General features: G+C 69.2%; 27 protein-coding genes and 1 pseudogene. 19 read left to right on the forward strand and 9 right to left on the reverse strand.

Annotated features, from left to right (window positions below; genetic code table 11):
• Positions 1-7 precede the first annotated feature (7 nt).
• The 5 genes from K0H49_RS29930 to K0H49_RS29950 are packed head-to-tail and all read left to right on the forward strand — an operon-like array spanning position 8 to position 5411.
• On the forward strand, positions 8-790 hold the full coding sequence (locus K0H49_RS29930; protein WP_219220573.1) for an ABC transporter ATP-binding protein: 783 nt from the start codon (positions 8-10) through the stop codon (positions 788-790).
• Positions 787-1569, forward strand: coding sequence for an ABC transporter permease (locus K0H49_RS29935; protein WP_219220575.1), 783 nt, complete (start codon positions 787-789; stop codon positions 1567-1569). Before K0H49_RS29930 ends, K0H49_RS29935 begins: the two co-directional genes overlap by 4 nt.
• Positions 1559-3124, forward strand: a complete 1566-nt coding sequence (locus tag K0H49_RS29940; RefSeq protein WP_219220577.1) for an amidohydrolase family protein — start codon at positions 1559-1561, stop codon at positions 3122-3124. Before K0H49_RS29935 ends, K0H49_RS29940 begins: the two co-directional genes overlap by 11 nt.
• Positions 3121-4443, forward strand: coding sequence for an amidase (locus K0H49_RS29945; RefSeq protein ID WP_219220579.1), 1323 nt, complete (start codon positions 3121-3123; stop codon positions 4441-4443). Before K0H49_RS29940 ends, K0H49_RS29945 begins: the two co-directional genes overlap by 4 nt.
• Positions 4440-5411, forward strand: coding sequence for a Bug family tripartite tricarboxylate transporter substrate binding protein (locus K0H49_RS29950; RefSeq protein ID WP_219220581.1), 972 nt, complete (start codon positions 4440-4442; stop codon positions 5409-5411). The genes K0H49_RS29945 and K0H49_RS29950 overlap by 4 nt, the downstream gene beginning before the upstream one ends.
• 54 nt (positions 5412-5465) lie before the next feature.
• Here K0H49_RS29950 and K0H49_RS29955 read toward each other — a convergent pair whose 3' ends face one another.
• The 3 genes from K0H49_RS29955 to K0H49_RS29965 all read right to left on the reverse strand — a co-directional run bounded on the left by K0H49_RS29955 (position 5466) and on the right by K0H49_RS29965 (position 9141).
• Positions 5466-6869, reverse strand: a complete 1404-nt coding sequence (locus tag K0H49_RS29955; protein WP_219220585.1) for an MmgE/PrpD family protein — start codon at positions 6867-6869, stop codon at positions 5466-5468.
• Positions 6866-8467, reverse strand: coding sequence for a rhodanese-like domain-containing protein (locus tag K0H49_RS29960; protein WP_219220587.1), 1602 nt, complete (start codon positions 8465-8467; stop codon positions 6866-6868). The genes K0H49_RS29955 and K0H49_RS29960 overlap by 4 nt, the downstream gene beginning before the upstream one ends.
• Positions 8468-8544: 77 nt before the next feature.
• On the reverse strand, positions 8545-9141 hold the full coding sequence (locus K0H49_RS29965; RefSeq protein ID WP_219220589.1) for a cysteine dioxygenase family protein: 597 nt from the start codon (positions 9139-9141) through the stop codon (positions 8545-8547).
• 106 nt (positions 9142-9247) lie between these two features.
• Between K0H49_RS29965 and K0H49_RS29970 the strand changes: the two genes are divergently transcribed.
• A complete protein-coding gene (locus tag K0H49_RS29970; protein WP_219220591.1) occupies positions 9248-10111 on the forward strand; it encodes a LysR substrate-binding domain-containing protein in 864 nt (287 codons plus the stop codon).
• 70 nt (positions 10112-10181) lie between these two features.
• Here K0H49_RS29970 and K0H49_RS29975 read toward each other — a convergent pair whose 3' ends face one another.
• The gene (locus K0H49_RS29975; RefSeq protein ID WP_219220594.1) at positions 10182-10898 is read right to left on the reverse strand and encodes a FadR/GntR family transcriptional regulator; all 717 of its coding nucleotides are present in this window, start codon (positions 10896-10898) and stop codon (positions 10182-10184) included.
• Positions 10899-10974: 76 nt separating this feature from the next.
• On the opposite strand from K0H49_RS29975, the gene K0H49_RS29980 reads away from it, so the two are divergent.
• The 5 genes from K0H49_RS29980 to K0H49_RS30000 all read left to right on the forward strand — a co-directional run bounded on the left by K0H49_RS29980 (position 10975) and on the right by K0H49_RS30000 (position 13884).
• Complete coding sequence (locus K0H49_RS29980; RefSeq protein WP_219220596.1) at positions 10975-11661, forward strand: RraA family protein; 687 nt, start codon at positions 10975-10977, stop codon at positions 11659-11661.
• Positions 11662-11708: 47 nt separating this feature from the next.
• On the forward strand, positions 11709-12512 hold the full coding sequence (locus K0H49_RS29985) for a transporter substrate-binding domain-containing protein (RefSeq protein WP_219220598.1): 804 nt from the start codon (positions 11709-11711) through the stop codon (positions 12510-12512).
• 86 nt (positions 12513-12598) lie between these two features.
• The gene (locus K0H49_RS29990; RefSeq protein ID WP_219220600.1) at positions 12599-13015 is read left to right on the forward strand and encodes a hypothetical protein; all 417 of its coding nucleotides are present in this window, start codon (positions 12599-12601) and stop codon (positions 13013-13015) included.
• A 25-nt stretch (positions 13016-13040) separates the two neighbouring features.
• Positions 13041-13319 (forward strand): hypothetical protein, encoded by a 279-nt coding sequence (locus K0H49_RS29995; RefSeq protein ID WP_219220602.1) that lies wholly within the window; start codon positions 13041-13043, stop codon positions 13317-13319.
• Positions 13312-13884 carry a methylated-DNA--[protein]-cysteine S-methyltransferase gene (locus K0H49_RS30000; RefSeq protein ID WP_219220606.1) on the forward strand — a complete coding sequence of 191 codons (573 nt, stop codon included), beginning with the start codon at positions 13312-13314 and terminating at the stop codon, positions 13882-13884. Before K0H49_RS29995 ends, K0H49_RS30000 begins: the two co-directional genes overlap by 8 nt.
• Positions 13885-13907: 23 nt before the next feature.
• Here the strand turns inward: K0H49_RS30000 and K0H49_RS30005 are convergent, their stop codons facing one another.
• A complete protein-coding gene (locus K0H49_RS30005) occupies positions 13908-14258 on the reverse strand; it encodes an alpha/beta hydrolase (protein WP_219220609.1) in 351 nt (116 codons plus the stop codon).
• 336 nt (positions 14259-14594) lie between these two features.
• Here K0H49_RS30005 and K0H49_RS30010 point away from each other — a divergent pair, with 336 nt between their 5' ends.
• The 7 genes from K0H49_RS30010 to K0H49_RS30040 are packed head-to-tail and all read left to right on the forward strand — an operon-like array spanning position 14595 to position 21389.
• Complete coding sequence (locus K0H49_RS30010; protein WP_219220611.1) at positions 14595-15068, forward strand: hypothetical protein; 474 nt, start codon at positions 14595-14597, stop codon at positions 15066-15068.
• 60 nt (positions 15069-15128) lie between these two features.
• Positions 15129-16352 (forward strand): multidrug effflux MFS transporter, encoded by a 1224-nt coding sequence (locus tag K0H49_RS30015; protein WP_219220614.1) that lies wholly within the window; start codon positions 15129-15131, stop codon positions 16350-16352.
• Positions 16353-17801, forward strand: a complete 1449-nt coding sequence (locus K0H49_RS30020) for an MFS transporter (protein ID WP_219220617.1) — start codon at positions 16353-16355, stop codon at positions 17799-17801.
• A 10-nt stretch (positions 17802-17811) separates the two neighbouring features.
• Positions 17812-18462: a paraquat-inducible protein A gene (locus tag K0H49_RS30025; protein ID WP_219220620.1), complete on the forward strand. Its 651-nt coding sequence runs from the start codon at positions 17812-17814 to the stop codon at positions 18460-18462.
• Positions 18459-19130 carry a paraquat-inducible protein A gene (locus K0H49_RS30030; RefSeq protein ID WP_219220622.1) on the forward strand — a complete coding sequence of 224 codons (672 nt, stop codon included), beginning with the start codon at positions 18459-18461 and terminating at the stop codon, positions 19128-19130. The genes K0H49_RS30025 and K0H49_RS30030 overlap by 4 nt, the downstream gene beginning before the upstream one ends.
• Positions 19123-20772 (forward strand): PqiB family protein, encoded by a 1650-nt coding sequence (locus K0H49_RS30035; protein WP_219220624.1) that lies wholly within the window; start codon positions 19123-19125, stop codon positions 20770-20772. The genes K0H49_RS30030 and K0H49_RS30035 overlap by 8 nt, the downstream gene beginning before the upstream one ends.
• Positions 20769-21389, forward strand: coding sequence for a PqiC family protein (locus K0H49_RS30040; RefSeq protein ID WP_219220628.1), 621 nt, complete (start codon positions 20769-20771; stop codon positions 21387-21389). Before K0H49_RS30035 ends, K0H49_RS30040 begins: the two co-directional genes overlap by 4 nt.
• Positions 21390-21556: 167 nt before the next feature.
• On the opposite strand, the gene K0H49_RS30045 is transcribed toward K0H49_RS30040, so the two are convergent.
• The 4 genes and pseudogenes from K0H49_RS30045 to K0H49_RS30055 form a co-directional block, all read right to left on the reverse strand.
• Positions 21557-22555 carry a DUF4236 domain-containing protein gene (locus K0H49_RS30045; protein WP_257625334.1) on the reverse strand — a complete coding sequence of 333 codons (999 nt, stop codon included), beginning with the start codon at positions 22553-22555 and terminating at the stop codon, positions 21557-21559.
• 60 nt (positions 22556-22615) lie between these two features.
• Positions 22616-22771, reverse strand: a pseudogene (locus K0H49_RS30875) (DUF4236 domain-containing protein); the annotation flags it as partial.
• Positions 22772-22924: 153 nt separating this feature from the next.
• Positions 22925-23182 carry a hypothetical protein gene (locus K0H49_RS30050; protein ID WP_219220632.1) on the reverse strand — a complete coding sequence of 86 codons (258 nt, stop codon included), beginning with the start codon at positions 23180-23182 and terminating at the stop codon, positions 22925-22927.
• Positions 23183-23577: 395 nt separating this feature from the next.
• The gene (locus K0H49_RS30055; protein WP_219220636.1) at positions 23578-24207 is read right to left on the reverse strand and encodes a DJ-1/PfpI family protein; all 630 of its coding nucleotides are present in this window, start codon (positions 24205-24207) and stop codon (positions 23578-23580) included.
• A gap of 378 nt (positions 24208-24585) precedes the next feature.
• Between K0H49_RS30055 and K0H49_RS30060 the strand changes: the two genes are divergently transcribed.
• Positions 24586-25596, forward strand: coding sequence for an alpha/beta hydrolase family protein (locus tag K0H49_RS30060; RefSeq protein ID WP_219220638.1), 1011 nt, complete (start codon positions 24586-24588; stop codon positions 25594-25596).
• Positions 25597-25770 lie beyond the last annotated feature (174 nt).

The following is a 25770-nucleotide window of genomic DNA, read 5'->3' on the forward strand; positions in this document are numbered from 1 at the left end:
CCGCGCCATGATCGAGATCCGACAGCTGAGCAAGACCTACCGCGGCAACGACGGTGCGGACACGCTGGCGTTGAGCGAGACCTCGCTCGACGTCGGCGCGCGCGAGATCGTGACCATCGTCGGCCCTTCGGGCTGCGGCAAATCGACGCTGCTGCGCATGGTCGCGGGCCTCGCGCCGCCTTCCACTGGCAGCGTCGCCATCGCCGGCCAGCCCGTGACCGCGCCACGTACCGGAACGGGTGTCGTGTTCCAGGCCAGCACGCTGCTGCCCTGGGCCTGCGTGCTCGACAACGTGCTGTTCCCGGCCCGCATCGCCGGGCGCCGCACGCCCGCGCTGGTCGCTCGCGCCCGCGAACTGCTGCGTCTCAGCGGCCTCGCGGACTTCGAGCAGGCGATGCCGCACCAGCTGTCGGGCGGCATGCGCCAGCGCGCCACGATCTGCCGCGCGCTACTGCTCGACCCGGACGTGCTGCTGCTCGACGAACCCTTCGGCGCGCTGGACGCGCTCACCCGCGAGGAGATGACGGTCGAGCTGCTCAACCTCTGGCAGCGCGCGCCCCTGACCATCCTGTTCGTCACCCACTCCATCAATGAAGCCGTGCTGCTGGGCGACCGCGTGGTCGTGATGTCCCCGCGCCCGGGTCGTGTGGAGGCGGTGATCGACATCGACCTGCCGCGTCCGCGGCCCGAGCGCGTCGAGGACTCGCCGGCCTTCGTCGGCTATGCACGCCAGGTGCGCGAGCTGATCTTCGGCCAGCGTGCGGCACGTAGCACGGAGGTTCAACCATGAGCACCGGACGCAACACGTCATCGTCGAATGTCGTCGCGGCGGTCGTCGCACTGCTGACCTTACTGACGCTCTGGGAAATCGCCTGCCGCGCCGTGCCGCTGCCCGAGTACCTGGTGCCGTCGCCGTCGAACATCGCACGCGCGCTGTTCGCCCCGGACGCGGGCATCCTCGGCCACACGCTGGCCACCACGCGCACCGTGCTGCTGGGCCTGGCCCTGTCGATCGCCGTCGGCACACCGGTGGCGATCGCGCTGGCCACCTCGCAGCGGCTCGCGGCCGTCGCGTGGCCGCTGCTGGTGGTGACGCAATCGGTCCCCAAGGTCGCGCTGGCGCCGATCCTCGTGCTGCTGTTCGGCACCAGCGAATTGCCGCGCGTGGTCGTGACCTTCCTGGTCGCGTTCTTCCCGCTCACGCTGTCGATCGCCACCGGGCTGCGCGTCGTGCCGCCCGAGCTGCTCGACCTGGGCCGCGTGAGCGGCGCGAGCAGGGCGCAGTCGTTGTGGCTGATCCGTTTTCCCTCGGCTGTGCCGCACATCTTCAGCGGCCTCAAGGCCTCGGCCTCGCTGGCCGTGGTGGGCGCGGTGGTGGCCGAGTTCGTCAACTCGGAGCGCGGCCTGGGCTACCTGCTGATGAGCTCGACCGCCTTCTTCAAGACGCCGCTGGCCTGGGGTGCGCTGGTCGTGCTGTCCGTGCTGGGCATCGTGTTCTTCCAGCTCGTGGTGCTGGCCGAGCGCCGCTGGTTCGCGTGGGCCACGCTGGAGGACGGCCATGGCCGATAGCCCCTTCCTGCTGATCCATGGCGGCCGGCTGCTCGACCCGGTGCACGGCAGCGCAGACGCGGCCGATCTGCTGATCGAAGGCTGCACCATCGTGGCCGTCGGCCCGCCGGGCCTGGCCGCGCCGGCCGGCGCCCGCACGCTCGACGCGCGCGGCCGGCTGCTGCACCCCGGCTTGGTCAACGCCCACACGCACGGCCACGGCAACCTGGCCAAGGGCTTCGGTGAACGCTGGACGCTCGAGCTGCTGCTGGCCGCCTCCACCTGGACGGTGGGCGGCCAGACCGCCGAAGACCGCTACAACGCCACGCTGCTCGGCGCGGCCGAGATGGCGCTCAAGGGCTGCACCGCCTGCTACGACCTGACGGTCGAGCTGCCCGGGCCGAGCGTCGACGGCCTGCTGGCCGCCGCGCAGGCCTATGACACCGTCGGCCTGCGCGCGGTGATCGCGCCCATGGTGTCGAACATCCCGTTCTTCGATGCGATCCCCGGTTTGCGCGGCGCGCTGCCGCCCGCGCTCGCGCCGGCATCGGCGCCCGCCGCCCCCCGCACCGATGCCGGCACGCTGGCGGAACTGCGCCGCGCGCTGCACACGTGGCCCTTCGACCGCGAACGGCTGCGCCTGGCCGTGGCGCCGACCATCGCGCACCACTGCACCGACGGCTTCCTGGCGGACTGCGCACGGCTGGCCGCGGATTTCGACGTCGGCCTGCACAGCCATGTGCAGGAGTCCAAGGTGCAGGCCGTGACCTGCGTCGACCAGTACGGCCAGAGCCAGGTCGCGCACCTGGAGTCGCTGGGCCTGCTGGGACCGCGCTTCACCGCCGCGCACGGCGTCTGGCTCAGCGCCGACGACATGGCGCGGCTGGGCCGGCACGGCTGCTCGGTGGCGCACAACCCGGGCAGCAACATGCGCCTGGGCAACGGGCTGGCCGACGCGCGCGGCATGCTCGACGCCGGCATCAACCTGGCGCTTGGCACCGACGGTGCGCACTGCTCCGACAACCTCAACATGTACGAATCGATGCGGCTGGCGTCGATGACTTCGTCGGTGCAGCGCCGGCCGGTCGGACGCTGGCTGCGCAGCGCCGAGGTGGTGGCCGCGGCCACCACGTCCGGCGCGCGCTGCCTGGGCTGGGGCGACAGCATCGGGCGCATCGCGCCGGGCTTCCAGGCCGACATCGTGTTCCTCGATCTGGGCCATGTGAACTGGCTGCCGCTCAACGACGCACTCAACCAACTGGTGCACAGCGAGGACGGCAATGCGGTGCACTCGGTGATGGTCGGTGGTCGGCTGATCGTCAAGAACCGGCGCCTGCTCACGGTCGACATGCAGGACCTGGCGCGCCGTGTCGAGGCCTCGCGCGACCGGCTCGAGGCCAAGGTGCGACCGCACCGCCAGCTCTTCACCGCCATCGGCGGCGTGGTCGACGGCTACTGCGCGGGGCTGGCGGCGCGCTCCTATGCCGACGTCGACCGCTACGTCGGCCACGCGCTTTCCCATGCCTGCGGGGGCGCCCACCCCGCGTCCGATTCCCGCACTCCTTCCGACACATGACACAAGAACTCCACCAGCTTTCCGCCACCGAGGCGGCCCGGCAGATCGCGGCCGGCCAGATCGCCAGCGAAGACGTGGTGCGTGCCTGCCTGGCGCGCATCGACCAGACCGACGGCCACCTGCGCGCCTGGTCGTGGGTCGACCCGCAGCGGGCCATCGCCGCGGCGCGCGACGCCGACACGGCCCAGCAGGTGGGCGCTGCGCTGGGTCCGCTGCACGGCGTGCCGCTGGCGGTCAAGGACATCCTCGACACGGCCGACCTGCCGACCCAGCACAACTCGCGCATCTACCGCGACCTGCAGCAGGGCAAGGACGCCGCCGTGGTGGCCATCCTGCGCGCGGCCGGCGCGATCTTGCTGGGCAAGACCGAGACCATCGAGTTCGGCGCGCACGGCCGGCATGCGGTCACGCGCAATCCCTTCGATGCGCAGCGCACGCCCGGCGGTTCGTCGAGCGGGTCGGCCGCGGCCGTGGCCGACCGCAGCGTCGCGATCTCCCTCGGCACGCAAACCGGCGGCTCGGTGATCCGGCCCGCGGCCTATTGCAGCGTGTTCGGCTTCAAGCCCACGCACGGCGTGGTGAGCACCGAAGGCGCCAAGCACTTCTCGCCCACGCTCGACACCATCGGCTGGTTCGCGCGCACGCTCGAGGACATCGCGCTGCTGGCCGAGGTGCTGCACGTCAGCGACGAAGCATCGCCGGTCGTTGCCGAGACCTCGGCCCTGCGCATCGGCGTGTGCCGCACACCTTATTGGGGCGAGAAGGCCAAACCGGCGCTGCACGAGGCGCTCGACGAGGCCATCGGGCGGCTGCGCGAGGCGGGCGTCACGGTGGTCGAGGCCGAGCTCGACAGCCGCTTCGACCGACTCAACCTGCTCAAGGAAACCATCATGCGGGCCGAGGGCCACATCGCGTTCCTCGACCTGGAGCGAAGCCATCCGCAGCAACTGTCGCCGGGCATCGTGGCGCGCATGAACGACGGGCGCAACATCTCGCGCCGCGCGCTGGGCGAGGCCCGCGACCAGGCGGCAGCGTTGCGCCTGGCTTTCGATGCCTTCGCGGCCCCCTTCGACGCCATCCTCACGCCCAGCGCCACCGGCGAGCCGCCGTTGGGCCGGGCCCATTCCGGCGACGCGATCTTCAACGGCCTCTGGACGCTGCTCCACGTGCCCGCGCTGAACGTGCCCGGCCTGTTCAGCCGGCAGGGCCTGCCGGTCGGCCTGCAGCTCGTGGCCCCGCGATTCGACGACCGCGCGCTGCTGGGCGTGGCCGCACGCATCGCACCGCTCTTCCAGACACCTCGGACCTCCTCCCTGTGAAACACCCCACCTTCCGCATCCTGGCCGCCGCCGCGCTGGCCTTCACCGCATTGGCCGCGAGTGCGGCCTATCCCGATCGTCCGATCAAGGTCATCGTGTTCCTGCCGCCGGGCAGCGGGCCCGACAACCTGGCGCGCGTCATCGGCGCGGAACTCGCGAAGACGCTGCAGCAGCCGGTGGTGGTCGAGAACCGTCCGGGCGCCAGCGGCGGAATCGCGCTCGGCGCGCTGGCCAAGTCACCGGCCGATGGCTACACGCTGGGCGTGGTGGCCAGCGGCCCGATGGCGATCAACGTCGGGCTGATCAAGGACCTGCCCTACGACCCGCGCAAGGATTTCACCGCGATCTCAGAGGTCGCGACCTCGCCCAACGTGCTCGTCGTGGGCAACGCCCTGGGCGTGAACAGCGTGGCCGAACTCGCGGCGCGCGGCCGCGCGCACAAGCAGGCGCTGACGTATTCGTCGGGCGGCAGCGGCACGGTGGTGCATCTGGCCGGCGCGCAGTTCTCCTTCCTCACCGACATCGACGCCCGCCACATCCCCTACAAGGGCACGCCGCAGGGCATCGTGCCGGTGATCACGGGCGAGGTCTCGTACGGCGTCTATCCGGTGCCGAACGTGGCGTCGCTCGCCACCGAGGGCAAGCTCAAGGCGCTGGCGGTCACGAGCGCGCAGCGCTCGGCGCAGCTGCCCGACGTGCCGACGACGCGCGAAGCCGGTTTCCCGAACTACACGCCGTCGGTCACCTACGGCGTGATCGGCCCGGCCCGCCTGCCTCCGGAGGTGGTCGCACGCCTGCATGCGGCGATCGTTTCGGCGCTGGGCGACGCGACCGTGAAAGCCTCGCTCACCCGTCAGGGCTTCGAGGTCGGGGCTTCACCCGCACCGGAGAACTACCGCCGCAAGATCGCGGCCGAGATCGACCAGTGGGTGCCGATCGTGCAGCGCGTGGGCGCGCAGGTCGACTGAGAGCGTTCGGAGGGCTCTGCTGAACGCCGGGCGCCGCGATGCGGCGTCCGGCGCTCAGCCGAAGAACGACGCCAGCAGCGTGTCTGCGTGCCGCGAGGCTGCGGCGTTCTTGCCCGCGGCGGCATGCCATTCGCGCATGGCAGCCTCGAAGCCGGGCGCCGCATCGTGCGTCGCATGTCGCACCTTGTCCCACAGCATGGCATCGGTGAAGGGGTGGTCGGGGCCGCCTTGCGCGCTCAGGCATTCGGCCCGCAGCACGCGGCCATCCTTGAGCGTCAGCGTGACGTTCGCTGGCCGGTCGTGCGGCCACGCGGCCAGGGGCTCGTAGGCGCGCCAGTGCACGCGCCCGCGCAGCGCGGCGACGCGCGGATCGTTCAACGCATGGCCCGAGAAGGCGAGCGCATCGGCCCGGCCGTGCACCAGCGTCGTGGCCATGGCGTGCGGCAATGAGAAGCAGCCGGCCAGCGTGTTGTCCGGTGCTCGGTTCGTCAGCCCCATGCCCAGTGGATGGATGCGGACCTCCAGCGTGTTGACCGCATCGCCGCCCACCAGCGACGGCGCCTGCCCGAGCAGCGTCAGCAAGGCCTCGATGCTGGAGTGCAGGTACTGGCAGCAGGCGTAGCGCTTGTGGTAGCTGGCATTCACCGCCCATGCGCTCTCTGCGTCGATCGGCGCGAAGGCGGCGGGCCGCCAGGGCGCAGCCAGCACGCTCGCGTAGAGATCGTGCGGCGTGCGCGCCAGGCCGCCGATGCCGGCCTCGGCCCATTCGATGCAGAGCAGGCCGTTGGCCACGCCGGCTGCGGCCCAGGCGTTGCGGACCAGCGCGCCGGCCGGCGCCTGATTGAAGGGCCCGGTCAGGCCCATGGTGCAGGCCGCCGTGAGCACCTGCTGCAGGCGATCGACCGGCAGGCGCTGCAGGAAGCCCGCCGCCGCGGCCGCGCCCAGCGCACCGTACAGCGCATGGGGATGCAGTTTCGGAGAGGCCAGCGGCCAGGCACTGGCGAAGCGCACCACGGTCTCGTAGGCCAGCATGGCCGCACGCAGCACTTCGGGCAGGGGGGCGCGTTGCGCCTCGGCCAGCGCCATCAGCGTGGGCCAGGTGTAGAGGCCTGCGTGGCAGACCGCCAGGCGGTAGCCGCTGTCGAGTTCGTTCCATCCGCCGGCCACGGCATTGACCATGGCGGCCTGGCGCAGGTCAGCGCGCGGGCGCCCACGCCGCAGCAGCGAAGCCGACGGCGCATGGGCGGCCGGCGCTGCCCATGCGGCGAGGCGGACGGCCTCGGGCTCGTTCGCGGCGGAGAAGGCGGCCGCCATGTCGTCGGCCAGGATCATCACCATGCGCTGGCGCACGGCCGGCGGAATGTCCTCGAAGGACTGGCGCACGGCCCATTGCAGGTAGCTGGACAGCGCGGCGTCGACCGCATCGAAGGGCGCGGAGGCCGGGGCGGTGCCGGTCATGCGGCGGCACCCGCGGTGTCCAGGCTGCGCGTCATCGCCGCGTGGTCCGACGCGTCGAACTGGGACAGCAACTCGGTCTCCCATCGCAGGTACTGACGTGCTGCTTCCTTGTTGCCCCGGTGCCGATCGTGCGCGAAGAAGAGGAAGTCGATGCGGTCGGCATCGGCCGGCCGATCGGGCGTGGACTCGGTGGGCGCACCGGCGTGCAGCCACGTCGGCCAGCCGCCTTCGAGTTGCCGCAGCGTTGAGAAGCCCGCCTCGCGCAGGTCGATGGCGGCACAGGCCGCCACGGCCGGATCGTCGGCCACCAGCACGATCTCCGCAGCATCGAGGCCTGCGTTCAGTTGGCTGCGCGAACGCCATTTCGCGCCCGGCACATGCGCCTTGCGGTAGGCCGCGCTGCTGCGCATGTCGAGCACCAGGAACTTCGGCGACGGCAGCGATCGCTGGAGGTCTTCGGCATCGATGCCGGGCACGGCCGGCAGCTCGGGTTGTGTGGATTCGGCGGCGTGCCGCGCCAGCAGCGCGCGCACCTCGCCGGCCACGCAATGCGCATCGCGTCCCATGCGGCGCAGCCAGCCGGCCACCACGGGCGCGCGGGTGCCGTCGGTGTCGAGCAGCACGATGCGCGCACCGCGCACGCCGACGAACTGGTCGGTGGCCTGGATCAGTTGGCCGCCGGGTGCATGGCGGCTACCGGAGCAGCCGTCGGCCGCGTACTCCTCGGCGGTCCGGATGTCGAAGACCAGCGTGGTCCGCGCCGCATCGCCGAGCCATGCTTCGAGCGTGGCCGCGTTTTCGGTCGCCACGCCGCACCGTCGGGCGAAGTGCCGGGCCGCGTCCCGGGCGTCGGCCGTCGCCGCCACGGCGTCAGGATGGCGGCGGGTGGCGCCGTGCTCGAGCGGAAGATCGGCCAGGAACCAGCCCTGGGTGCCGTTTTCCAGCGCGAACACCGGGTTGGGCAGCGCGAGCTCGCGCAGCGTCTGCGCGCCGATGATGCTGCGCGTGCGGCCGGCGCAGCTCACCACGATCGGTGTCGCCGGGTCCGGCACGATGGCGCGGATGCGCAGCGCGAGTTCGCCGTTCGGGCAGCAGACGGCGCCCGGGATGCACATCGTGTGGTGCTCCTCGGGCGGCCGGCCGTCGATCACGACGGGCGGCTGCGGCTCGCGCAGCCAGGCCTGCAGTGCCTGCGGCCCGACGCTGGGCGTGCGGTAGCGGTGCTCGACCATCTCGCCGAAGGCCTTCGACGGCACATGCACGCCGGCGAACAGCGGCAGGCCGGCGGCGGCCCAAGCGCGCGTGCCGCCTTCGAGCACGCGGACATCGGCGTAGCCCAGCGCCGCGAGGCGGCGTCGTGCGCGCGCGGCCGCGCCGTGCTGCGGGTCCTCACCGCCGTCGTACAGCACGGTGCGGATCGCCCGGTTCGGTGCGAGCCGGCCGATGTCGACCTCGAGGCGGCTGTAGGGCAGGGGGCAGGCATGGAGCAGGTGGGCCGCGCCGTACTGGCCGGCTTCGCGCACGTCGAACAGCGCGATCTCCTGGTCGTCGTGCAGCCACGCCTGCAGTGTGTGGGGGGGAAGTGCGTGCTGGGGCATCGTCGGGGAGTCGGAAAAAGAAAGGCTCCGCGGGCGCGCCGCCCGAGGACGTCCGCCGCCGCGCGAGGCCGCGAGGCTCAGCGGCGCGTGGCGACGCCGATGCCCATGGTCTGGACAGTGCCGGTTTCCAGGTCGAAGGCGCTGCGCGCGGTCAGCGTCTCGAGCGCGCGGCCGTAGAGGTGCAGGTGGCGGATCACGTCCTGGCCCTCGATGCGCACCGCATGAATGTCGTCCGGCAGCAGCGCGATGCCCTGGCCGGGACCGACCGGCACCAGGCCGGTCTGCTCGAGCCGTCCCTGGCCGGGCACCGAACCGTCGTCGAGGCGGCGGTACAGGTAGTTGTGCTCGAGCCCCTCGACCGCGGCGATGCAGGCCCACGTCGTGTGGTTGTGCGGAACGATTTTCTTGCCCGGGCGCATGACGTTCAGGTAGAGCGCCAGGCCCTGGTCCTCGTCCTCGCGGATCAGGTAGCGCGCCTGGTTCTCGTCGGGTGCGGGTGCGGCAAAGGCGGCATCGCTCCAGAGCTCGGCGCGAGCAGCCAGGGCCTTGAGCGCCTCGAGCACCGCGGCCAGGCGCTGCCGGTCTGCAGGGGTGTCGCCCAGGATGGCGCGGATGGTCGCAGTCGTCTCGGCCACGGCATGGTTGCGTTCGTCGATGGGGTTCGCTGTGCTCATGGGATCTTCATAGAATCAACGCCGGTTCGGCTTTTGATGAATCTAACGGAAGCCTCACCCGTCATGCCTAAGGGCGCGCGCGTAAAACATAAAGCCATCTAATACTTTGCGTAATTTCGAGATCGAACTGCTGCGCACCCTGGTGGCCATCGTCGAGCACGAGACCTTCGCCGCCGCCGGCGTCCACCTCGACAAGACCCAGTCCGCCATCACGCAGCAGATGCAGCGGCTGGAGAGCCAGGCCGGGGCCGTGCTGTTCGAGAAGAGCGGCCGCAGCAAACGCCTGACCGCGCAGGGCCAGCAGCTGCTGCAGTACGCGCGGCGCATGCTGGCGATCAACGACGAGGCCATGCAGCTGCTGCGCGATGGAAGCCTGAGCGGCTCGCTGCGCATCGGGGCGCCGCACGATGTCGCCGACACGCTGCTGCCGCCGCTGCTCAGCCAGGTGGCGCGTGCGGCGCCCGACGTGCGGCTGGAGATCCACGTGGGCCGCAGTCCCTTCCTGATGGAAGCGCTGCACCGCGGAGAGATCGACCTGACCGTCTCCACGCGCCACGACTCCACGCTCGAAGGCACGCTGCTGCGCACCTCGCCGACCGTGTGGATCTGCTCGACCTTCTTCCAGTACGAAGCCGGCGCACCGGTGCCGCTGATCCTCGCCGACGAACCCAGCATCTTCCGCAAGGTGGCGCTGAGCGCGCTCGACGAGGCCGGCATTCCCTGGCGTCAGGCCTATCTGTCTTCGAACCTCATCGGGATCAAGGCCGCGGTCCGCGCGGGGCTGGGCATCTCGCCGCGCAGCATCGAGCTGCTCGACGCCGACATGCGCGTGCTGGGCGCCAGCGACGGCCTGCCGAACCTGCCCGAGATGCCTTACTACCTCTGGATTCGGCGCAATGTCGTCAATCCGCTGACGCGGCAGATCTACCAGATGCTGACGTCCCGGCTGCAAAGCAAGAGCACGCGATGAGTGTCGCGGCCGGCTGCGCCGTCTGCATGGGTTGTGGGATCGCGCGGCGCCGCTGAACTGTCGCAGCCTTTCAACGCCTCTTCAACACGCGCAGCGCACTCTCCATGTGCGCCCGCATGCAAGCGGCCGCGCCTTCGGCGTCGCCGTTGCCGATCCGTTCGACCAGTTCGACGTGCCCGTCCTGGACCTTCTGCAGGCTGGCGTCGGTCTTGCGTCGTTCCATGCCCTGACGCGATTGCGCCTCGAGCGAGGCCCGGACCGAGCCGATCATCTGGAACAGCAGCAGGTTGCCGCTGGCACGTGCGATCTCCAGGTGCAGTTCGGTGTCGAGCGAGGCGTAGACCGAGGGGTGCCGCAGCTGCGCCTGCATCTGCACGACCAGTTCGGACATGCGGGTCAGCTGGGCGGGCGTGCGCCGACGTGCGGCCAGTTCGGCGGCCCGGGCCTCGAGGCTGGCGCGCACGTCCATCAGGTCGTCGGTGGAGTTCTCCAGCACCTGCAGCGCGCGCGAGAAGTAGATGCCCAGTGCCGAGGCATCGAGGTCGCGCCGGACGATGGGGTTCTTGCCGTTGGCGATCTCGACCACGCCCAGGCCCTTGAGCGTGCGCAAGGCCTCCCGCACCACCGTGCGGCTCACGCCCAGCGATTCACCCAACTGCGCCTCCGAGGGCAGGGGCGTGCCGGGCTGCAGTTGCTGGTCCTCGATGCGCTGCAGCAGGCTCTGCACCGCCTGCTCGGACAAGGAGGTGCGCTCGAGGCGGCCGAGGACGAAAGGATGGGCTGTCATGCAACCTATCGTACAGGGTGACAGGTTGTGCCAGGCACGTCCCCCGCGTTCAATCCACGCATCCAAAGGAGACGACATGTGGAAAGACGATGACGAACTGTTCGGCCTGATGCGCACGCGGCTGTTTCCCGCCGTGGTCGGGGACATCCTCGACACGCTGGGCCTGATGCACCAGTTTCTGCCGGCGGCCATCCGGCCGGTGGCGCGCACGATGGTGGTCGCGGGCCGCGCGATGCCGGTGCTCGAGACCAACTGCTTCGCGCGCGCCGAGCCCGAGGGCCGGTCGGCGCTGAGCCGGCAGGCTTTCGGCCTGCTGTTCGAGGCACTCGACGACCTGAAGCCGAACGAGGTCTATGTCGCCACCGGGTCGGCGCCGCAGTTCGCGCTGTGGGGCGGCCTGATGACCACGCGTGCCCTGCACCTGAAGGCCGCGGGCGCCGTGCTCGACGGCTACTCGCGCGACACCAACGAAGTGCTGGAGCTCGGCCTGCCGGTGTTCTCGCTCGGCGGCTATTCGCAGGACCAGGGGCCGCGCGGCAAGGTGGTCGACTACCGCGTGCCGGTGGAGATCCAGGGCGTGCGGGTGAAGCCCGGCGACATCGTGTTCGGCGACCAGGACGGCGTGCTGATCATCCCGCGCGAAGTCGAGGTGGAGGCCATCGGCCTGGCGCTGGAGAAGGCCGGCACCGAGAACCGCGTGCGCATCGCGATCCAGAACGGTATGAGCACGGTCGAGGCCTTCAACACCTTCGGCGTGATGTGACGCGTCGATCCGGCCTTTCATTTTTCGCATTCCAGGAGACACCGCACATGACCTCTTCCACCACCCGTCGCACGGTCCTCGCGGCCCTCGGCCTGGGCGCCGCGCTCACCCTGTTCGCGCCCTTCGCCATGGCCCAGTCGGTCGCCGACATCCAGAAGAAGGGCGAGCTCACCGTCGGCATGCTGGTCGACTTCCCGCCCTACGGCACGACCAACGCGCAGAACCAGCCCGACGGCTACGACGCCGACGTGGCCCGGCTGCTGGCCAGGGACTGGGGCGTGAAGCTGCGCATCGTGCCGGTCACCGGCCCGAACCGCATTCCCTTCCTGCTGACGAACAAGGTCGACCTGCTGGTCGCCTCGCTGGCCATCTCGCCCGAACGCGCGAAGCAGGTCGATTTCTCGATGCCCTACGCGAGCGCCTCCGTGGTGCTCTACGGCGCGACCAGGACCGAGATCAAGGGCCCGGCCGATTTCAGGAACAAGCGTCTGGGCGTGGCCCGCGCGAGCACGCAGGACGTCGCGCTGACCGCCATCGCGCCCGAGGGCACGCAGATCCGCCGCTTCGACGACGACGCGACCACCATGCAGGCGCTGCTGTCGGGCCAGGTCGACGCGATCGGCTGCTCCACCACCGTGGCCGCGCAGATCGCCAAGCGCGCACCGGCCAACACCTACGAACAGAAGCTGGTGCTGACCGAGCAGCGCATGGGCATCGCGCTGCGTCCGGGCCAGGCCGAGCTGAAGAAGGCCGTGGACGATTTCGTGGCGCGCCACAAGGCCGACGGCGAGCTCAACAAGCTCTACCAGAAGTGGCTGGGCACCGACTTCCCTGCCTTGTCCAGCTCCTGAACTGCGCAGGGTGGCGGTGTTGCGGAGGGAGGGTAAAGTGCGCTGGCTTTCACCCTTCGATCCCTCCAGAAAGGCAGCACGACACCATGGCAGTTTTGCGTACCCCTGAAACGGCACCGGGCGAATACGGCGACCTCTTCGCGTTCCTGATGGAGGAGCTGAAGCTCTTCAAGCGCAAGCTGCTCGTGATGCTCAAGCATGTGCAGACCGGCGAGTCGATGGTGTACGAGCAGGCCTGGTATGCCTTCGCCCTGAAGGACCGCCTGGCCGCCTTGCTCAAGGCCGAGGACTACGAGGCGGTCGCGCAGCTGCCCATCGTCAAGGAGGGGCAGACCGGCATCTACATCGAGACCCGCTATGTGCCCTCGGGCAAGCTGGTGGGGCTTCAGCTCGTCGAGGCCCGGCCGCATGAAGGCGGGCGCTATGTCGGCTTGACGCCAGCCACGGTCTACACCGATGCGGATGGCGAGCGCGTGCTGGCGTTCGCCAGGACGCTCAAGTAGGCGCGCCGGACCCAAGCTCCGCCCGATGAAGCACGCCCGCCTGACCCACCGCGGTGAGTCCTTCGAGTTCGTCGACGACGAGGGCGTGCGTTTCGTGGGCGAGTGTGTCTGGGCCTGGGAGGACGTGCCGGAGCAGATGCCTCGGCGGGTCTATCCCATCACCTTGCTGTTGCAGACGATCCGGCAGGTCGACGGCGAGCGGCTTCGGGCGCTGAAGGCTGGCCGCCGCGCGGAGATCGCGCGCGAGGTCAAGACACTGTTGGAGCTCCGGACCGACGGCTGCCAGGTGCTGCTGCATGACTGATGCCGGCGTGCAGCCCGAATGCCCCGCCGGTTTCGCCGTCTTCGAAACGGTGATCGGCCATTGCAGCATCGCCTGGGGCGAACGCGGCATCGTGGGCGTGCAACTGCCCGAGCGCGACGAGGCCCTGACGCGCGCGCGCATGCAGGCGAGCTTTCCGGCGCTGGCCGAGTCGCTGCCGCCCACGCATGTGCAGGAAGCCATGCACGCCACGGCCGCGATGCTGGCCGGCGCACCGCTGGATCTGCTGGAGATCGTGCTCGACGAGGAGGGCGTGCCTGAATTCCATCGGCGCGTCTATGCGATCGCGCGGCGCATCCGGCCGGGCGAGACAAGGACCTACGGGGAGGTCGCCGAGGCACTCGGCGGCAAGGGGCTGGCCCGTGCGGTGGGGCAGGCGCTGGGACGCAATCCCTTCGCGCCCGTCGTGCCCTGCCATCGCGTGCTGGCGGCCGATGGCCGGCCGGGGGGCTTCTCGGCGCCGGGCGGCGCGCTGGCCAAGATGCGCATGCTGCACAACGAAGGCGCGGGGCCCGGCGGGACGGGCTCGCTGTTCGATGAGTTCTAGTCGAACAGCGGGCTCGCCGTGGTTCAGCGCGAAGCTTGCTGCGTGAAGGACACGCGGGGCTTCAGGTAAGCGACGGGCACCTGGTCGCGGTAGAAGGCGCGGCGGTCCAGGCTCTGCAGCGGGTTGTGCGCGGCGGCCACGGCTTCGGCGCGGACCGATGCGCGGTCGACGGTCGACGCGACGGCCAGCACGCCGCTGCCGTAGGTGTCGCCGTAGATGTTGCCGGCGCGGGCGGCGGCCACGGCCTGGCCTTGTGCGTCGGCGCGGCTCAGGCTGGAGTGGACGGTGAGCACGCCGTCATAGGTTTCGGCTTGGGCGCCGACGGCAGCCAGGAGGGAGAGGGCTGCGACGGCGAGGATCTTGCGGGTGGTCATTTCGATTTCTCTTTCAATGATTTGGATGATTTAGAACCGGTCTTGGGTGGGTGTCTCCGCCCCTCTCGGGAGCGGCCTCTTCGCTCGGTGGCCTGTTCACCCAGATCAACTTGCTGCGTTGGTCTGTGGGATGAAGTTTGATCCTGAAAGGCTGCCAAAAACGCGTGCCCGCAGAACCACGGCGTTCGGGCAATGGAAACAATGCGGGGCTGTTGAAATCACGGGCCGTCCCCAAGGTCAAGCGCGTGTTGCGGCCTTTCTGCGTCGAAACTCCGGCGCGCACCGCATTCATCCCTTCCTCTTTTTCTCCGGCCAGACCCGGCCCCACCTCCCTCGATGGAAGACTTCGCACGGCTGATCGCCGGCCTCGGCCTGGTGCTGCTGGTGGCCGCCTGCGCCGACGGTTATCCGGCGGCCGACAACCCGCGCACCGCCGCGCTCTCGGTCGCGGACCATGTGCGCGCACTCAACGGCTACCTGGGCGCACAGGCCGGCGCCACGCGCACCGCGTTCGAGCTCACGTCGCCCTGCGTGCTGGCGCTGAGCAAGGCGTCCGCCGCCAAAGCCGCCCGGTCGGCCCGGCGCGAGGCGATCGATCTGCGCACCATGGCGGTCGAAGTGAAGGCCGACAAGGCGGCCGGCGGCTACGCGGTGACGCTGCTGCACGGCGCCGATGCCGCCGCGCGCGAACGCGAGGGCTTCCAGGTCGAGGGCTGGATCGACGCGGTCGCCTTTCGCTCGCACCTGCAGCAATTGCAGATCTCCTGCGTCGACGAAGCGGGCGGTCGCCAGGGCCTGCTGGCGTCGTAGCACAAGCGCGCTCGCCGCGCTGCCGGGTGGCCGTTTCCAGGTTGGCGACAATCACCCCCTATGACTTCTTCGCGTTTTTTCAAGATGGCGCTCGTGCTGGGCCTGCTGTCGGCCATCGGTCCGTTTGCCATCGACATGTATCTGCCCGCGCTGCCGGCCATCGGCACCAGCCTGCGCGCCGACATCGGCGCCGTGCAGTGGAGCCTCACGGTGTTCTTCCTGGCGCTCGCGGTGGGCCAGCCTTTCTACGGTCCGATCTCCGACATGGTTGGGCGCAAGCCGCCGCTGTACTTCGGGCTCGGCCTGTTCGCCCTGGCCAGCGTGGGCTGTGCGCTGGCCAGCGACATCCAGACGCTGATCGTGCTGCGCTTCCTGCAGGGCCTGGGTGCCGCGGCCGGCATGGCGATCCCGCGGGCCATCGTGCGCGACCTGCACACCGGCAACGATGCAGCGCGGCTGATGTCGCTGCTGATGCTGGTGTTCAGCATCTCGCCGATCCTGGCGCCGCTGGTCGGCAGCGGCGTGATCGCGCTGGCCGGCTGGCGCGCGGTGTTCTGGGCCGTCACGCTGGCGGCCATCGCCGGGCTGGTGCTGATCCATACCTCGCTCGGCGAGACCCGCACGCCCGAGCAGCGCGTCGAGAGCAGCCTGGGCAGCGCCCTGGCCGGCTACGGCCAGCTGCTGCGCGACTGGCACTACCTGGGCCTGGTGTTCATCGGCAGCTTCGCGATGGCCGGTTTCTTCACCTACCTGGCGAACTCGTCCTTCGTGATGATCGACCACTACGGCCTGTCGCCCGTGATGTACAGCGTGGCCTTCGGCGTCAATGCGGCGGCCTTCTTCGCGGCCGCGCAGTTCAACGGCCCGCTGGGCGAACGCTTCGGGCTGGCGCGCGTGGTCAAGGGCGCGGTGGCGGCCTGCGGCGTGGTGATGGTCGCGATGTTCGTCTACTACCTGCTGGGCGGCGACTCGATCTGGGTGCTGCTGGTGCTGTATTTCATCGCCAGCGGCCTGATGGGCCTGGTGATCCCCACCACCTCGGTGCTCGCGCTCGAAGAGCACGGCAGCATCGCCGGCACCGCCTCGGCGCTGATGGGCACGCTGCAGATGCTGACCGGCGCGGTCGTGATGGGCGTGGTGGGCCTGTTCACCGACGGCCGGCCGCTGCCCATGGTGGCCGGCATGGCCGGCGGCGCGCTGGTGGCCGTGGTGCTGACCTGGCTCACGCTGGGCAGCGCCTATGGCGCCGGTTCCGATGCCGTGGCCGAACCCGCGGTGCGCTGAATGAGCGCCGGCACCTTGCGCGAGGAAGCGTTGCAGGCCGTGGCTGCGGCGGCGCCGCGCGACGGGTTGCCCATGCCGCAACGCCTGTACGCGATGGCGGTGATCATCCTGGGCATCGCGGTCTCGGTGCTCGACGGCACCATCGTCAACCTTGCGCTGCCGGGCATCGCACGCGAACTCAATGCCAGCCCCGCGCATTCGATCTGGGTGGTCAACGCCTACCAGATCGCCACGCTGGTGATGCTGCTGCCGCTGGCCGCGCTGGGCGACCGCGTCGGCTATCGCCGGGTCTACCTGCTGGGCGTGGCCCTGTTCACCGTCTCGTCGCTGGCCGCGACGCTGTCCAATTCCCTCGGCACCCTGATCGCCGCGCGCGCCTTCCAGGGGCTGGGCGCGGCCGGCATCATGAGCGTCAACGCGGCGATGGTGCGGCTGATCTACCCCTCGGCGCAGCTGGGCCGCGGCATCGCGATCAACTCGATGGTGGTGGCCACCGCCTCGGTGGCCGGGCCCTCGGTGGCGGCCGGCATCCTGTCGGTGGCGTCCTGGCCCTGGCTGTTCGCCATCAACGTGCCGCTCGGGCTGGCGGTGCTGGCCCTGGGCGTGCGCGCGCTGCCCTTCAACACGGCGGCGCCGGCCGAGGGCTCGCGCTTCTCGTGGGTCGACGTGGTGCTCAACGTGCTGATGTTCGCGCTGATCTTCGTCGGCGCCGACCGGCTCGGCGTGCGCGAGGCCGATGCGGCGCAGGGCGCCCAGCCCATGGCCTGGGCGCTGCTGCTGGCCGGCGTGGGGGTGGGCTTCTTCTACCTGCGCCGCCAGCGTGCGCTGGTGCTGCCGCTGTTCCCGATCGACCTGCTGCGCATCCCGGTGTTCGCGCTGTCGATGGGCACCTCGGTGGCGGCTTTCTGCGCGCAGATGCTGTCGTACATCGCGCTGCCTTTCCTGCTGCTCGACGTCTATGGCCGCACCCACCTGCAGGCCGGCCTGCTGATCACCGCCTGGCCGCTGGCCATCGTGGTGATGGCGCCGATCGCCGGGCGGCTGATCGGCCGCTACCCCGACGGCCTGCTCGGCGGCATCGGCCTGGGCCTGCTGGCGATTGGCCTGGGGCTGCTGGCCTCGCTGCCGGCCCAACCCGACAACCTCGACATCGTCTGGCGCATGGCGCTGTGCGGCGCGGGTTTCGGCCTGTTCCAGTCGCCCAACAACCACACCATCGTGACCACGCCGCCGCGGCACCGAAGTGGTGCGGCCAGCGGCATGCTGGGCACGGCACGGCTCACCGGCCAGACCCTGGGCGCGGTGCTGGTCGCCGCCATCTTCAGCATCTGGAGCCCGCACGAGGGCCGCGGGCCCCTGATCGCGCTGGTGCTGGCGGCCTGCTTTGCGGCATTGGCTGGCATTTGCAGCAGCCTCCGTCTGAGGGCGGGGCCCCCGCCGAGCCATTAAGCTCGCGTCAATGAAGGAAATCCCCGAGGCGATCGTCTGCGAAGGCTGCGATGCGGTGTACCACCGTGCGCCGCTGCATGAACGCGAGATCGCCCGCTGCCCGCGCTGCGGCACCGAACTCGACCGGCACCCGGGCGCGCAGCAGGCCCGCATCCTGCCGTTCACGGTGGCGGCGCTGATCATGTTCGCCATCGCGAACCTGTTTCCCATCGTCGAGATCGAGCTGCGCGGGCTGCGCAGCCAGACCACGCTGACCGGTGCCGTGATCGCGCTGGCGGGGGAGGGCATGTCGCTGGTGGCGCTGCTGGTGCTGGCCACCACGCTGCTGTTCCCGCTGCTGCAGCTGCTGATTCTGGTCTGGCTGCTGGTGCCCTTGCGCCACCACCGGCGCGTGGCCGGCTTTGCCTGGCTGGTGCGCGCCATGCAGTCGCTGCGGCCCTGGGGAATGATCGAAGTCTTTCTGCTGGGTGTGCTGGTGGCGCTGGTCAAGCTCTCGAGCATGGCGACCGTGCTGCCCGGCCCGGCGCTGTATGCCTTCATGGCGCTCACGGTGCTGCTGACGGCCGTGCTGGCCTTCGACCCGCGCGGCTTCTGGACGCTGGCCGAAGGCGCGACCGTGGCGGCCGAGGACGCCTCCCCGTCGCCCGAGGAAGCCGCATGACCGCGGCGCCGCGCGCCATCGATACCGGCCTGATCGGCTGTCGCCACTGCGGCACGGCCTGGGCCGATGCGCAGGACGGCGCGCCCTGCGGCCGTTGCGGCACGCCCTTGCACATCCGCAAGCCCGACAGCCTGAACCGCACCTGGGCGCTGCTGATCGCCGCCTGCGTGATGTACCTGCCGGCCAACCTGCTGCCGGTGATGATCACCCGCACGCTGTTCGGGTCGCAGAACGACACCATCATGAGCGGCGTGATCTACTTCTGGATCACCGGCGCCTACGGGCTGGCCGCCATCGTCTTCGTCGCCAGCTTCCTAGTGCCGCTGTTCAAGCTGGCGGCACTGTTCGTGCTCGTGGTGAGCGCGCAGCGCCGCAGCCGCTGGCGCCGCCTCGAGCGCGCCAAGCTCTACCACGTGATCGAGATCATCGGCCGCTGGTCGATGCTCGACGTCTTTGTGGTGGCGCTGCTGGCGGGCCTGGTGCGCATCCAGGGCTTCGCCGAGATCACGGCCGGCGTGGGCATCGCGGCCTTCGGCGCCGTGGTGGTGCTGACCATGCTGGCCTCGCTGAGCTTCGACCCCAAGCTGACCTGGGACGACTACGCCGGCCCCGACGACGACGAAGACGATACCGAGCAAGAGAACCCAAGGGACGCACGCCATGAGTGACGACGACAAGACCTCCGACGCGCGGCCGCCCGCGCCGCCCGCGCTGCCCGCGCCCCGCGTGGCCAAGCGGCGCGACTGGATGCCCTCGCTGATCTGGCTGATCCCGGTGGTGGCGGCGCTGGTCGGCATCACGCTGGTGGCGCGCATCCTGATCGACCGCGGCCCCGAGATCGAGGTCAGCTTCAAGACCGCCGAGGGCCTGGAGGCCGGCAAGACCGCGGTCAAGTACAAGGACGTGCAGATCGGTGTGGTGCAGAGCCTGCGCCTGGCGCGCGACCGCTCGCACGTGCGCGTGACCCTGCAGCTCAACAAGGACGCCGACGCCTTCACCGCCACCGACACCCGCTTCTGGGTGGTGCGGCCGCGGCTCGACACCTCGGGCATCTCGGGCCTGGGCACCTTGCTATCGGGCGCCTACATCGGCGCCGACGCCGGCGTGGCCGACGAGAGCTCGAAGGACTTCACCGGCCTGGAGGCGCCGCCCATCGTCACGCGCGATGCCTCGGGCAAGCAGTTCCTGCTGCGCGCACCCGACCTGGCCTCGCTCGACGTCGGCTCGCCGGTGTACTACCGCCGGATCAAGGTCGGCCAGGTGGCGGCCTACGAGCTCGACGAGAACGGCCGCGGCGTGACGCTGCGGGTGTTCGTGAACGCACCCTACGACAAGTTCATCGGCGCCAACTCGCGCTTCTGGCAGGCCAGCGGCATCGACATGCGGCTCAACGCCAGCGGCATCACGCTGCGCACCCAGTCGCTGGCCACCATCCTGATCGGCGGCATCGCTTTCGGCGCGCCCGAGAACGACAGCGGGCCGGTCGCGGTCGAGAACACCTCCTTCGCCCTGGCTGACGACGAGAGCTCGGCGATGAAGCCGCCGGACGGCCCGGCCCAGACCATGCTGCTGTACTTCAACCAGTCGCTGCGCGGCCTGTCGCCCGGCGCGCCGGTGGACTTCCGCGGTGTGGTGATCGGCGAGGTCAAGTCGATCGGCATCCAGTTCGACCGCAGCGAGCGCGAGTTCCGCATGCCGGTGATCGTCACGGTCTACCCCGACCGGCTGCACACCCATGCCAACGGCGAGCCCCGCGAGTCGCGGATCGCGCAGGACAAGCGCCTGCAGTTCCTGATCGGCAAGGGCCTGCGCGCGCAGATGCGCACCGGCAACCTGCTGACCGGCCAGAACTACATCGCGCTCGACTTCTTCCCCAAGGCGCCGCCGGTGAAGGTGGACGTGAGCAAGACGCCGCTAGAAATGCCCACGCTGCCCAACAGCCTGGACGAACTTCAGTCGCAGGTGCAGGAGATCGTGACCAAGGTCAACAAGGTCCCGTTCGAGCAGATCGGCACCGACGTGCGCAAGGCATTGGCCACGCTCGACAAGACGCTGGTCGGCGCCGAGCAGCTCACGCGCACGCTCAACAACGACGTGTCGCCCGAGATCACGGCCGCCATGAAGGACGCGCGCAAGACCATCAACTCGGCCGAGCGCACGCTGGCGCAGGACTCGCCGCTGCAGCAGGACATGCGCCAGACGCTGCAGGAACTCACGCGCGCGGCCGGGTCGGTGCGCGTGCTGACCGACTACCTCGAACGCCATCCCGAGTCGCTGCTGCGCGGCAAACCGGAGGACAACAAGAAATGAAGCAACTGCCCCGAACCCTGCTGGGCGCCTTGGCCCTGTCCCTGCTGGTCGCCGGCTGTGCCACCAGCACGCCCGACCGCTACTACACGCTGGCCGCGCCGGCCGATGCCGTGCCCGTGCCGGCGGCCACGCCGGTCTTCATCGAGCTCGCGCCGGTCGCGGTGCCCGAGCGCCTGGCGCGCCCGCAGATGCTGGTGCAGCGCGTGGGCGGCGGCGCTGAAGTGGCCGTGCTCGAGCAGCACCGCTGGTCGGCCTCGTTCGAGAACGAACTGCGCGACGCGCTGGCCGCGGGCATCGCGAGCCGGCTCGGCGCCATCGACGTCACCAAGGGCGGCCGCCAGCCCAGCCAGCCGGCCTGGCGCATCGCGGTGCAGCTGCAGCGCTTCGACGCCATCGAGGCCACGCGCGTCGACGCCGCCTTCAGCTGGACCGTGCGGCGCTCGGATTCGGAGCGCAGTGCGACCTGCCAATGGGCGGGCAGCGAGCCGGTGGGGCAGGGCATCGATGCGCTGGCGCTGGGTGCGCAGCGCGCCACCTCGCAGGCGGCCCAGGCCATCGCGCGCCAGGTGTCGGCGCTGCAGGCGGATCCTGCGGCGGCTTGCCGCGGCGCGGGCTGAGGCGGGGGTTTGCGGGCTGCGACGGCAGGGGCGGCGGTTCTTGACCATCCGGGGCTAAGACCGCACATGGACGTTTGAGACGCGGCGTTCAGGCTTGGGACAGGCTGCCCGGACTGCAGGCCAGCTCATTGGGGCAAGAACCGTTTACCTAGCGGCTGATTTCGGCTCTACGCCGCAAGCGGTTCGAATGGCTCAATGGCCTTAAAGATCCCGGTCTTGCTCATCGTCCGCCGCATCGTGAACTGGGCAAGCGCTTCGACCACATCGATAGCCTGCAGGTGCGCGAAGTCGATGCGTAACCACTCGTCTCGGGTCACATGCACGGAGAGCACATATTCGTCGGCAACCTGGCCGGTGGCTGCACTGCGCCTTTGCGTGTAGCCCGACAGGATGACCTGCTGCACCAGGGGCAGGGCCGCGAAGGTCTCGCCGATCAGGAGGAAGGCCACACCATGCAAATGCGCGGCGTACATCCGTTGCACCTTGGTGGGTGAGAGATCCTTAATGGACAAACGCATCCCGCGCTGCGGCAGAGAGGCTGTGCGCTTGGGCATGTCTTCAATCTCGGGTAGGTCCACGTCCAGGCAGGCAAGCCGCCCTTGATCCAGCAGATCAAACGCCACGTTGGTCTCCCTGGGCCACTCGACGGCCTGAAGGGCCATCTCCAAATAGGAGTCCATGGCTGCCTTGTCACGGTAGATACCGACTTCTACCAACTGGCGCTGCTGCTCTACGTCAACCGCAAACTGTTGCTTGGCACCTTGCCAGTCCAAGAGTGTTCGCTTGTGCTCGGCCAGCGCCTTAGCGTTGGCCTCTGCAACGCGGCGGCGCCGGCCTGGCAGCGCATGCTCCCACCACTTGGCTCGGAGCGGAACAGGGAGGGCAGGTTTCGGTTGCGGGTAGTCGGGGGCCTCAAACATGGGCTTTTCGTGTGGGCTTGGTGTTCTCTCGTGAAAACGCTCCAAGGCTTCCACCTGCCCATTGATTTTCGAACAGCATTCTTCAAGGAGGTCACGAATTTCTCCTTTGGCTTGGCCCTTGGCCAGGGCCATCTGTTGTTCGTTAGCTGGCGCACCGGTCATATCAGTGAAAGTCACGTTGCCATCATCGGACACGGACACCCGCAGCGAGATGCTCTGCTGCTGCGTCTGAGATGTTGCGGCCATCCGGGGCAACTGAGCCCGGAGAATTGAGCTGCTGCCTGACAGTCGGGTTCGAGAAGAAAAGCCAGTACCGGGAATCGCAGTGTTCAAGAACGCTCTGCGCCTTCCGATGCCGATGGAGGCTCCGCGCGGCCCGAGCGTCCAACTGGTACCACTGCCCGAAAGATTCATCCGGATGCCGGGTGCGAGCTTGATTGACTTGCGAAACCGTAGGGCCATGGCATTACCGCCTCATTCTGTGGAGCCGCGATTCGTGCACGCGACAAGCGGAGCGAAGGGTACAAGATCCAGCCTCGCTGGGAATGGCCGCAGAGCGTCCGTTTGCGGCTGTTCGCATCTATCGAGCCGAGCGCCCGCTAGCGCCGGGTGCGGTCAAGTGGGCGCGGGTGCGGCTTCGACCCAGATGACCTCGCTGGGATGATGCTGGTCGATCGTGTCAAGCGCGCGCGCGAGGACGAGCGGGTCACGAGCTTCCAACACATAGGTGAAGCGTGTCAGGCGCTTTCCCTTCAACACGGCAAAGTCTTCCTCGGAGACCGCATCGGCGCCACACCAAACCGCGGTGCCGGAACTCGCCGCTTCACGAAGCGCATCTTTCCAACCGCCGGGGGTGATGGCTAGAAATACCAAGTTCTCTCCTTCAGGAATTTTCAGGGCGATGAGTGACCGACCGGTTCTGGCTGAATGCCGAAGTCAGAGCCAGCGTTGCGACGCTGTGTCCGCGTTGACATCGTTGGGCGTGAGCGAACCGATCAGGGCTGCAGAGAGGTAGAAGTCAACGGCTGCAACCAGCATTTGAAGAATTTCGCCCACGACCGGAACGAGGCGTCAAGGCAAGTTGCAGAGCACCACGGTCGCAATGCACGAAAACAATGCCAACCGAGCGCCTTGTCGGTAGAGCGTGAGCGTTCGACCCAGCGTTGGAACGCGGAGCATCGAATCCCCCCGAAGCCTCTGCAGCGTAGACAAGGTCATCCTCCCTGATTCGAATTTTGAGGGCACTCCCGAGCGTCCGTCTGGCCGTTTCAAACCGCCGACTTGAGATACGCCGGCGCCTGCGCATGACTCTCGTACGTGCCGTATCGAACGGCCGAGGGGTAGTACTCCGCTGCGAACTGGACCTTCCCCGCGGCATCGGTGCCGGCAACGCTGGCGATGAAGGCCAGCATGAGGTCGATGCCCGCCGAGACGCCGGCCGATGACCAAACGCCTGCATCTTCGACGTAGCGCGCTTCGACCACCTCCACATCGCCCAGCGCGCGCAGCCGCTCGAGCGAGCCCCAATGGGTGGTGGCCCTTTTCCCGGAGAGGAGCCCGGCGGCGTGGAGGATGAAGGCGCCGGTGCAGACGGACAGCACGGCCTTGCAGGTCTTCGCCTGGGTCGAGACGAAGTCGAGCAGGACCTGGTTGCCGACCTCCGTTCGCGTCCCTTGGCCGCCGGGGATTAACAGGTAGTCGAGCGGCGGGCAGTCCGCGAACGAGACGTGCGGGTTGACGGACAAGCCCTTGGCGCAGCGCACCGGCCCGGGCGATTGAGCGACGACCAGGCAATTGCCGGGACCCTCGGCGACCTTGCTCCACATGGTGAGCATCTCCCAGGGACCCACGAAGTCGAGCTCTTCCACTTCGTCGAAGATCAGGATGCCGAAGTTCATGAAGAAGCCTTTCTGAACGCATGCTGCGCGCCAGCTGGATGAAGGAATGGAATGGCGATGGCTCGCTGATTGTTGCCCATCGCGAGGTCCGGGGGCATGCCCACCTGTTCCTGCGCGAGGTGGTATCTCGTTCGGCCACACGGGCCCTGTCGCGCTGTTCAAAACCGTCGACGACCCTGCGGTCGTCATTGCAGTGGTGCGCGATCAGCGCGAAGACGACTGCCACTGACGATCTTCCGAAGGGCCGTGCCGCTTCATCCCGCGGCCGCCAACTGCGCTTGGCGAACCGCCCCCTGCACTTCATCGCAAGGTGCGTGACAGCCTGCAAGGCCATCCGGACAATCGCCGACATCGTCCCTCACCAAGCCCCCCATCCGCATGAAAACGCTCACCTCCACGCTGCTGTCCGCTGTCGCCGTCCTGGCACTCACGCTCGCCGGCACCAGCGCGAGCGCCGCCGGCTTTCAACACGGCTTTGCGGCCGATCCCGATGGCAAGCCACTGGAGATCGGCATCTGGTATCCGAGCGAAGCGGGGGCCCTGCCCGTGGCCATGGGGCCGATCACGATGCGCGTGGCGGTCGACGGACCGCTGCAGGGCACCGCGCTGCCGTTGGTGGTGATGTCGCATGGAAACGGCGGCTCGTTCCTCGGGCACCATGACACGGCCATCGCCCTGGCCGACGCCGGCTTCGTCGTGGCGGCCGTCACGCACACGGGCGACAACTACAAGGATCAGAGCCGCAGCATCGACATCATGGACCGGCCTCCCCAGATCAGCCGGGTGATCGACCACATGGTGTCGAACTGGGATGGCCGCGCGGCGATCGATGCGTCGCGCATCGGCATGTTCGGCTTTTCATCGGGCGCCTTCACTGCGCTGGCGAGCATCGGGGGCATTCCGGATTTCTCGAAGATCGGAGCGGTGTGCAGCCAGTACCCCGGTGACTTCGCCTGCCAGCTGATCGCGAAAAGCGGTGGCAACGCGACGGCGTCGCCCGGCGCGTCGGCAACGGCGCGTGCAGCCGATCCTCGCATCAAGGCCGCGGTGGTGGCAGCACCCGCGCTCGGCTTCACCTTCGCTCCGGACGGGCTCAGGCACGTCAAGGTGCCGGTGCAGCTGTGGCGTGCCGAAAACGATGTGGTCGTTCCGCATCCCCGCTATGCCGAAGCGGTGCGGCTGGCGTTGCCGGAGGCGCCCGAGTATCACGTCGTTTCGAATGCGGGGCACTACGATTTTCTGGCACCGTGCAGCAGCACGCTGGCATCGATGGCGCCGGCGATCTGCACCAGCGCCGCCGGCTTCGACCGGGATGCGTTTCACGCAGCCTTCAACGTGGCGGTTGTGGGGTTCTTCACCAAGACACTGGCCGTTGCGACGAAGCCTTGATGCGTCGCATGGATCCGCGTTCCTGGCGGTGCGAACGATAGGCGGGCGGCCCGGCGCTCGACCTTTTCCCGCAGCCGCCGTAGCATGGCAGCTGGCTCCCGCACAGGCTGCTGTGCGCGGCAAGGTTTTCCTCGATCACCGGATGCGCCGGCCGCGGCGCCCACAACTGCCACC

The sequence above is a fragment of the Variovorax boronicumulans genome (assembly GCF_019352895.1).
In the GTDB taxonomy this organism is placed as follows: Bacteria; Pseudomonadota; Gammaproteobacteria; order Burkholderiales; family Burkholderiaceae_C; genus Variovorax; species Variovorax boronicumulans_A.